Genomic DNA, 7,052 nt, shown 5'->3' on the forward strand with positions numbered 1-7,052 from the left:
TTTATATCACAAAAGAGCGATGTCTACGACGGGCTATGCCTAAGCTTACCCAATTACTTACGTTTTTTGATTATGCGATTTAAATCGACCTGCAATAAATTCTCGCTGAGATAAATGCTTTGTATTGCGTTTGGTGACTCGTTCTCGCCACATCTTGAAACTAGATTCTTTCATTTCGCGCCTCATTAGGGCGATTACCTGTTTCTCCAGTAGCCCAAACTGAGCCTCAATGGCATCAAAAGATGTTCTATCTTCCCATGCCATTTCAATGATGCGATCGATGGTTTGTGAATCGAGGTTAGGTAGCTTCATTTTTTACTGGAAAATAAAAAAATAATTCAGGAGTCAGGAGTCAGGAGTCAGAATTCAGAATGAATTCTATATTATTAGCGAGTGATAAGTGGGTTTAATAAATTCGCTAAATCTTAAATTTAGTGGGGGATTCAAACCCAGCACTAATTAATTCAGAATTCAGAATTCAGAATTCTGTATCCTTCTTTAACAGGACTTACGCAAAATACCTCTCAAACTCTTATTCCTCCGTGTTCTCTGTGCCTCTGTGGTTCGATTTTCCGTTACCTGTGCGTAAGTCCTATTTAAATATATTTTACTTTTCGTTTTGAAGAACCATTGTGTCTGCTGCACCCAGTTGGAGAGCATAAAGATTGGCGTAAACACCTTGCTGATTAACGAGTTCGGCGTGAGTACCCTGTTCTACAATTTGTCCTTGCTGAATAACTAAAACCCGATCTGCCTGCGTAACTGTACTGAGGCGGTGGGCAATTACGAAACTGGTACGACCTTGGAGCAAACGAGCGATCGCACTTTGTACTAGCGCTTCTGTGCGGGTATCGATGCTGCTGGTGGCTTCATCGAGAATCAGAATTCGGGGATTAATTAATACCGCACGAGCAATACTGATTAGTTGTCGCTGTCCTTGGCTCAGAGGCGCTCCCCGTTCGCCTAATTGAGTTGTATAACCCTGTGGTAGTGAGGTAATGAACTCATGCACATTTGCCAGTTGTGCAGCCGCTTCGATATCAGCTTGAGTGGTGTAAGGAGCGCCAAAAGCTATATTTTCGGCAACAGTACCGGTGAACAAAATATTATCTTGCAGGACGATGCCAATTTGACGGCGCAGACTTGCTTGAGTCACGCTACGCACATCAATATTATCAATTTTCACTGCACCGCTTGATACATCATAGAAGCGCAAAATCAAGTTAATAATTGTACTTTTTCCCGAACCGGTTTGCCCGACTAATGCAACCATCTGCCCTGGATAGGCGTGCAAGTTCACTCCTTTGAGAACCAGTTGATCTGGGTTGTAGCCAAATTTGACATTCTCAAATGCCACCTCACCCTGAATAGGCGGCATTTCTGTGGCATCGGGTGCATCTTTGAGTTCTGACGGTTCATCTAATAATAAAAATATTCGCTCTAATCCGGCGAAGGCAGATTGAGCTTGGGTATAAAACTGGCTGAGAATTTGGATCGGGCGGAAGAACTGCTGGACATAAAGTAAAAAGGATGTCACCACACCCACTGTTGCAGCCCCTGTTACCGCTAGATAACCGCCATAAGCTAGTACGCCAGCCGTTGCTAATGTGTTGAGAAAATCGATGGAGGGTAAAAAAGCTGAAGTAATTGCCACAGCTTCAACGTTCGCATCTCTATTGGCGGCGTTAAGAACGTCGAATTCTGCGATATTCATCTGTACGCGATTGAATGCTTGTGCTTCTCGCACGCTGCCAATATCTTCTTCTAACTTGGCGGAAAGTTCCCCAATGGTTTGTCGGGTGACGCGAAATCTGGCTCTTGCCCAACGTGCAAACAAGCTTGTGGTAAAAATCATCAGTGGCACAACTAGATTGCTCAACAAACCAAGTTGCAGGTTGATTGAGAGCATGGCAATTACGATGCCCACCAAACTGAAAGTGTTGCCCAGCATTTGAGCGATCGTCAGTCCAAATGCTTGATTTACGGTGTTGACATCATTCAGCAATCGACTCATTAAATCGCCTGCTTCGCTGCGATCGAAAAAGCTGAGTGGCAGACTTTGGATTTTAATGAAAATATCTTGCCTCAGTTGAGCCAACAATCGCTGCATAATCCAGCCGACTCGAATAATTTGACCCCGGATTGCTAAGACACCAAGTCCATAGTTCAACCCTAGTAGCCCTAACAATACCAGCAGTCCTTGTAAATCCCCTTGTGCAATCAGATGATCGATCGACCAACCGAGAAAGAATGGCCCAACTGCCTGAGTTATGGCACCAATTAATACTAATGTCAGGGCGATGGGAATTTCTTTGCGATAAAGTAGCACATATTGTAAAAAGCGCCGCAGGGTGGAAAGTTTCTGACTTGCGTTTTCCTCGGATGCAACAACGGGAATAGTGCCTCTCATTTTTTCTCCTTCGGCTTTACCTGAGATTCCAAAATCACACCGTAGAGTGGGCTGGTTTGCATCAATTCCTCGTGAGTGCCTTGTGCTACCAATCGTCCTTTATCCATGAGAAAAATGCGATCGGCATTTTTAACGGTGCTAATACGTTGAGCTACTACAAAGGTTGTACAAGCTTTTTGGCGCATTAAGCCATCTAGTTCGGCTTGAATTTGGGCAGCAGTTTTGGCATCTACAGCCGAGGTACTATCATCCAAAATCAGAATGCTGTAATCAGTTAACAAGGTACGAGCGATCGCAATTCGCTGCTTTTGTCCACCAGATAAGCCCACGCCTCGTTCACCCACAATCGTCTCGTAGGCATCGGGTAGACCGCTAATAAAATCATGCATTTGGGCGGTTTTTGCAACTTCAATTACCTGCTCTAAGGTGGCATCAGGTTTGGCGTAGGCAATATTTTCGCGGATTGTGCCTGAGAAGAGGGTGGTTTCCTGAAAGACAATACCAATATGCGATCTGAGGCTTTTGAGTGTGAAACTTTTTATATCTCGTCCGTCAATGCGAACTGCTCCCTTGGTAACATCGTAAAAGCGGGGAATCAGGTTCATGATTGTGCTTTTTCCCGAACCAGTCATTCCTAAAACGGCGATTAGCTCGTTAGGCTTGGTTTCAAAGGATACTTCTTTCAGAGTTTCGGTTGTCGCTCCAGGATAGCGAAAGCAAACATTTTCAAAGGTAATTCTACCACCGCAGGTGTCAAAGGGGACAGCACCAGGGCAATCGTGAATTTCCACCTCTGCATCCACAACTTCATAGACACGTTCGGCGGAAGCTGCTGCTTGAGCGATCGCAGGTGCAGCAAATCCAATTAACAAAATCGGTTGGAGTATCAACGCTAGATAGGAGTTAAACGCCACCAGTTCGCCAATGGAAAATCTGCGCCCAATCACCTGCGCTCCCCCATAGGCGAAAACTGCCAGTGTTACCAAATTACTCACCAAAAAAATGAATGGGAAGGTATTGCGGATGGCGCTAATGGTCTTCATGTTTGCTCTGACTAGACCATCATTTAGAGTCGTGTAACGCGACCTTTCGGTTGACTCCCGCACAAACGCTTTCACCACCCGTATTCCTAGCAAATTCTCTTGCAATACAGCATTGAGATCGCTTAGTTGCTCTTGTACTTGCCGAAAAATTTTGTCATTCCGAGTAACGAATTGTGCCATCAACCATGCAGCTATGGGCACTGCCGTTAGCGTAATCAATGCTAGTTGCCAGTTCATCACCAGCAAAACTACCGAAATACTCACCAATGTCACAAGTGAACCAACGACTTGAATTAAGCTAGTGCCAACAAAGGTACGAATCTGCTCAATGTCGCTGGTGACACGGGTTAGTAGTTGGGAAGTCTGCGCCTGGTCATGAAAGCTGAAACTGAGATTTTGAATCTTGCTGAAAATTTTGTTTCGCAGGTCATAAGCAACACCCTGAGACGCTGCTTCTGCTAGATAGCTTTGTCCAAAATTAAATACCCCGCGAGCGATCGCTGCGACTACCATCCAGGCAGCGCTGTATAGCACAATTTGGAGATTTTTTGGCGCGATCCCCTCATCAATTCCCCACCGAAATAGTTGTGGAGTGACAGCGTTGGCGATCGTCAACAGCAACAGGCTGACCAATGCTCCAAGCGAAGTCCATCGGTAAGTACTTAAACTCTTAAGCACACGCTGGGTTGCCTTTATCGACGAAGTTTCCTGGAGTTCTGGTTGCTGAACCACTGCAATTCATCCCTGTATCATTGGAAAATTATCTCGTATTTTGATTGTAAAAAACCAATTTATTCTTTGAGAGTGGGGAATGTGATATAGAAAACAGGCCTGTTCTTTGTGATGAAGATTCCAGGTTTTGGGACAGTGGCATGGGAGAATACATTTCTAGCAAGCATTGCGGCTAATCAATTTCAAGACCGAAGAAAACCAAAGAACAAGAATAATGGCTCAAAATTTTCATAGCAATTCCCAACTTCCCTTAGATATTTCATCTGCTATCAGTCGCACAGCAAAGCCAAGTTCTGAGTTCTACTCTCTTTTTTCTGAAGAAGAAGTTTTAGGGATAATTCATGCATTAGAAGTCAGACGAGAAATTCCTCTAAAGTATTCTTATAAAGGAAGAGGTGCAAAAATTTGGAACGATTTTTATCTGAAATATGCTATTCCTAGATGGTATGGAAGAGCAAATGTAGAAATCGACCTTTTAAAAGATAACTTTCAATACCTAAATGGTAATATAAAAACTGGTGAAAGAGTAAATATTATAGACGTTGGCGCAGGTAATTCCTATCCAGTTAAAAAGTTTATTTGCAGACTAAACAAATTAGGAAAGGTTAATAAATATATTGCTTTAGACATTAGTGAAGAGTTGCTTAATGTATCCAAAAGCAATTTTATAAAATGGTTTCCACTCGTCGAGTTTATCAGTTCCACAATTGACATAGAAAGTAGTTATGTACCCCAAATTTTATTCCAAAATCAAGCTAGTCTTGAAATTGACGACACAGCAAAAATATTTTTACACTTAGGAGTTACCATTGGAAATCATCAAAATAGAGATGATGTGTTGAAAAACTTTAGAGATAGTATGGGAAAAAATGATCTTTTAGTATTTACTAACGAAACTGGCTCTAACTCAACATGGGATGGAGTAGTTAGAGGTGGCTGCAAGTATCATGTAGAAGAAGTATATGGATGGGTTAAAAAGAAGATTGGGATTCAATCCGAAGATTGTGAACTAGTGAGAAAGTACGATTTAAAAACAGATAGTATCGTTGCTAATCTGAAACTACGTCATGATTACACTATAAATTTTAGTCGGATGGGTATAGATAAAAAGATTGAAATCTCTAAAGGTGAAGAGATTACTATTTGGCGACATCACAAGTATGAAATACCTAAACTGTTGCAAGAACTAGAACGTTCTGGACTACAACTTATTCACTATACTACTAATAAATACAAATCACATATTATGGTGATTTGTAAGGTTGCTACTAACTAAGTTCTTCACTTAGAGGATGTTTGAAAAGTTATGATTAATGTATCAAATATTATTTTACCCTACCCTAACCCTCCCCGATATATTGGCTACGGTGTACACACATCTCTAAAAATCCTACCCACCCAATATTTCTGTTCAAGTGAAAGTCCCACACTGAGAAAATATCACGCCCAGAACTAAAGTTCCGGGCTGATAGCTAAAGTCCACTCAAGTGGACTGAACTAAATTTCTTGTTTAGTCATCTTTTAGATGACTTTCGCTATGAGACTCGGAATTTATTCCGAGGCGTGATAGATACACTGCACTAACACTTGTGTGTACACCGTAGCCAATATATCGGGGAGGCTTAGGGTGGGGTAAAACCTTGGATTTTTCAACTATTTGAGACTTGTGTGTATACCGTAGCCTTTATAAGGAGGGATTAAGGGGAGTAATTCGATTTGTGGTACAAGCGTTTGAGCTTAAGTTGAGAATAATAGGCAATACTGTGTACCCATTCAAATGAGAATTGCTATAACTTAGATACTATAATGGTAGCCAGTAGAATTTTTTAGGTATTTTAGCGAAAATTTTTCCGATCCGTATCTAAATATGGTATTAAATATTTCTGATGATGCTAAAAAATCAGTTTAACTTGGTTTGTATATCAATTAAATGTACATCAAACGCGGTCTAGGCTCAGGAACTGGACGCCCCAAATCTTTAGCAGTTTCTATCCATTCCTGCACAACTAATTCTACATTATGCAGGGCTTCTTGATAAGTATCACCGTCAGCAGCACAGCCTGATAACTCTGGAACTTCAGCAATAAAGGCTCGATCTAATTCACTCCAGTAGAGAATAATTTCATACCGAAACATCATTTTTACTTCCTAGCTTATATTTGAGAATCACTGCCCGAACTTGTTTAATTTGATAGCTTTTGGCTTTTCCTCTTTTATGTTGTAGGTTCAATATTTCCTCAACATCGGCTTTGACAAAAATACGATGATCGCCACGAATCCGTTCTTCAAAGCCTAGTGTATATAAAAGTTGCCACAGTTGGGCGAAAGGGATATCTGTATCAGAAGTCCCAGAGAGAATTTTGTCTAAGAGTTTGTCTTGCTGACTCACGTTTTTCTGACTGCTTTAATGATTCTATAGTCTCATATTTATTTAAAATCAGGGTATCCAAAAGCAAATCTATAATTTTGCTCCTGAGTTAGAGCATCCCTGATGACAATGACTATTCCAGTTATCAGGACCAACTTTAGGCTTGGATACTGCCCTACTAATTTACTTGATTTAAAAAAATACTAATTATTTGGATGTTACAGATGCTTTCTTTGAACCGATATTTTGCAGTGAGTTTAATTTTGTGACACCAGTTTCGCCTCTAGTGGAGTGTATCATTTATCTTCACTAATGATGCTTATTTACCCTTGTTACTGGGGTTATATCATGTCCGCATAATTAGTTATGCTAACCACAGTCATTGCACCCCACACGCCAGTCGCTCATGGGGGAAACCCCCAAGACCGCGCTGGCTCCCCTTAATCCCCTCCCGAAGAGCGGCTACGGTGTACACACATCTTTGTATAAAACCAAAATC

The 7,052-nt window shown here is 41.5% G+C and carries 6 protein-coding genes; 1 reads left to right on the top strand and 5 read right to left on the bottom strand.

The annotated features are described in order from the left end of the window. Positions 1 to 57: 57 nt before the first annotated feature. From ACM0OX_RS20505 to ACM0OX_RS20515, 3 genes are all read right to left on the bottom strand, one after another. A complete protein-coding gene (locus ACM0OX_RS20505) occupies positions 58 to 312 on the bottom strand; it encodes a TIGR03643 family protein (protein WP_094351153.1) in 255 nt (84 codons plus the stop codon). 295 nt (positions 313 to 607) lie between these two features. Further along, positions 608 to 2,410 carry an ABC transporter ATP-binding protein gene (locus ACM0OX_RS20510; RefSeq protein ID WP_414516849.1) on the bottom strand — a complete coding sequence of 601 codons (1,803 nt, stop codon included), beginning with the start codon at positions 2,408 to 2,410 and terminating at the stop codon, positions 608 to 610. Further along, on the bottom strand, positions 2,407 to 4,185 hold the full coding sequence (locus tag ACM0OX_RS20515) for an ABC transporter ATP-binding protein (RefSeq protein WP_414516850.1): 1,779 nt from the start codon (positions 4,183 to 4,185) through the stop codon (positions 2,407 to 2,409). The genes ACM0OX_RS20510 and ACM0OX_RS20515 overlap by 4 nt, the downstream gene beginning before the upstream one ends. Positions 4,186 to 4,399: 214 nt before the next feature. On the opposite strand from ACM0OX_RS20515, the gene ACM0OX_RS20520 reads away from it, so the two are divergent. After that, on the top strand, positions 4,400 to 5,461 hold the full coding sequence (locus tag ACM0OX_RS20520; RefSeq protein WP_414516851.1) for an L-histidine N(alpha)-methyltransferase: 1,062 nt from the start codon (positions 4,400 to 4,402) through the stop codon (positions 5,459 to 5,461). A gap of 650 nt (positions 5,462 to 6,111) precedes the next feature. Here ACM0OX_RS20520 and ACM0OX_RS20525 read toward each other — a convergent pair. Together ACM0OX_RS20525 and ACM0OX_RS20530 are read right to left on the bottom strand one after the other, a co-directional pair. Beyond that, positions 6,112 to 6,324 carry a type II toxin-antitoxin system HicB family antitoxin gene (locus tag ACM0OX_RS20525; RefSeq protein WP_099103575.1) on the bottom strand — a complete coding sequence of 71 codons (213 nt, stop codon included), beginning with the start codon at positions 6,322 to 6,324 and terminating at the stop codon, positions 6,112 to 6,114. Beyond that, positions 6,308 to 6,574 carry a toxin HicA gene (locus ACM0OX_RS20530; RefSeq protein ID WP_099103576.1) on the bottom strand — a complete coding sequence of 89 codons (267 nt, stop codon included), beginning with the start codon at positions 6,572 to 6,574 and terminating at the stop codon, positions 6,308 to 6,310. Before ACM0OX_RS20530 ends, ACM0OX_RS20525 begins: the two co-directional genes overlap by 17 nt. Positions 6,575 to 7,052 lie beyond the last annotated feature (478 nt).

Source organism: Nostoc sp. PCC 9305 (assembly GCF_963920915.1).
Taxonomy (GTDB): Bacteria; Cyanobacteriota; Cyanobacteriia; order Cyanobacteriales; family Nostocaceae; genus Nostoc.